1 protein-coding gene is annotated in these 2305 nt (G+C 65.2%); it reads left to right on the top strand.

The genetic code is table 11. From position 1 onward, the window contains the following. Positions 1-2305 (top strand): non-ribosomal peptide synthetase (locus AB4Z42_RS28290; RefSeq protein WP_442012561.1); only part of this gene is annotated, 2305 nt, incomplete at both ends.

The raw sequence follows: 2305 nt of genomic DNA on the forward strand, positions 1-2305 counted from the left end.
TATTGGCGGCAGGCGCTGGACGGTCTGCCCGAGCGATTGCAGTTGCCCACTGATCGGCCCTATCCGTCGGTGGCTGATCATCGTGGTGCCACGGTGGTGATCGATTGGTCCGCGGAGGTGCAGGCGGGCGTGGCTCGGTTGGCCCGTGAGCACAATGCGACCAGTTTCATGGTGGTGCAGGCCGCGCTGGCGATACTGCTGGGCARRCTGAGCGGTAGTAGTGATGTGGCGGTGGGGTTCCCGATCGCTGGGCGCCGTGATCCTGCGCTCGATGAGTTGGTGGGGTTGTTCGTCAACACGTTGGTGTTGCGGGTTGATCTGGCCGGTGATCCCACGGTTGGTGATCTGCTGGGCCAGGTTCGGCAGCGTGCGTTGGCAGCCTATGAGCATCAGGACGTGCCGTTCGAGGTGCTGGTGGAACGCCTCAACCCGACCCGGTCGCTGGCCCACCATCCGATCGTCCAAGTGATGTTGGCCTGGCAGAACTTCGCCGGGCGAAACAGTGATCCGGTCGCCGGGCTGAACGTGGGCGATCTGGAGATCGCGGCCCTGCCCTTGGAAACGCGGACTGCTCGACTGGACTTGTCGTTGTCGTTGGCCGATCGCTTCACGGAACGTGGTGAGCCCGCGGGCATTTCCGGTGTCGTGGAGTTCCGGACGGACGTGTTCGACGCGGCCAGTATCGAGACGCTGATCCTCCGGCTGGAACGGGTGTTGGCGGAGCTGACCGCTGACGCGACCCGTCCGGTGTCGACGGTGGATGTGATCACCGAGGCCGAGAGTGTCCGGCTGGATGCGGTCGGAAACCGTGCGGTGCTGACCCAGCGACCGAACACGTCGGTGTCGATTCCGGCGTTGTTCGCCGCGCAGGTCGAGGCTGATCCGGACGCGGTTGCGTTGACGTGTGGTGATGTGTCGATGACCTATTTCGAGTTGGATGAGGCATCGAACCGGTTGGCGCACCTGCTGACTGATTGCGGCATCGGTCCGGGTGATTGTGTGGGGCTGTTGTTGCCGCGCTCGGCCGAGGCGATCGTCGCGATTCTGGGAGTGCTCAAGACCGGCGCGGCGTACCTGCCGATCGATCCTGCGCTGCCTGACCTGCGGATCGAGTTCATGTTGACCGATGCCGCGCCGATCGCTGCGATCACGACCGCGGGCCTGCGGTCACGCGTGGACGGGCGAGACCTGTTGGTGATCGATGTCGACGACCCGGCTCTCGGCGCCCGACCTGTCGGCGCCCTGCCGGTGCCGGACCCGGCCAACGTCGCGTACATCATCTACACCTCGGGGACCACGGGTGTCCCCAAGGGGGTGGCGATCACCCATGACAACGTGGCCCATCTAGTGGAATCGTCACCGAAAGGTTTACCTGCGGAGCAGGTTTGGGTGCAGTCTCATTCGTTGGCATTCGACTTCTCGGTGTGGGAAATCTTTGGTGCGCTGTTGCACGGTTTCCGGCTGGTGGTGGTGGCCGACGAGGTGGTCGCCTCGCCGCAGGAGTTTCACGCGCTGCTGGTCGGCGAAAAGGTCAATGTGTTGACTCAGACACCCAGTGCGGTGGCCGCACTGCGCCCGGAGGGGTTGGAGTCGGTGGCGTTGCTGCTTGGTGGTGAGGCCTGTCCGGGCGAAGTGGTGGATCGGTGGGCGCCGGGTCGGTTGATGATCAACGCCTACGGCCCTACCGAGGCCACGGTGTATGCGTCGATGAGTGCGCCGTTCGCACCGGGTTCAGGGACTCCGCCGATCGGCTCTCCGGTATCGACCGCGGCGTTGTTCGTACTCGATCAGTGGTTGCAGCCGGTGCCAGCGGGCGTGGTGGGAGAGTTGTATGTCGCCGGCGCCGGGGTGGGAGCGGGGTATGTGGGTCGTGCGGGGTTGACGGGATCGCGGTTTGTGGCGTGCCCGTTCGCGGAACCGGGGACCGCGCCAAGAAGGATGTATCGCACGGGGGACCTTGTGCGTTGGCGCCCGGATGGTCAGCTCGATTTTGTCGGCCGGGCCGATGAGCAGGTCAAGATTCGTGGGTATCGCATCGAACTGGGCGAGATCCAGTCGGCTCTTGGTGATGTGGAGGGTGTGGAGCAGGCGGTGGTGATCGCCCGCGAAGACCGCCCGGGGGACAAGCGTCTGGTGGGTTATGTCACCGGCACCGCGGATCCGGCCGCGGTGCGCGTCCGGCTCGGTGATCGGCTCCCGAGCTATATGGTGCCCGCTGCGGTGGTGGTGCTCGACGCGTTGCCGTTGACGGTCAACGGCAAGCTCGACACCCGGGCACTACCCGCACCGCACTACACCGCAGGGG

The organism is Mycobacterium sp. 2YAF39 (genome assembly GCF_052114565.1).
GTDB lineage: Bacteria > Actinomycetota > Actinomycetes > Mycobacteriales > Mycobacteriaceae > Mycobacterium.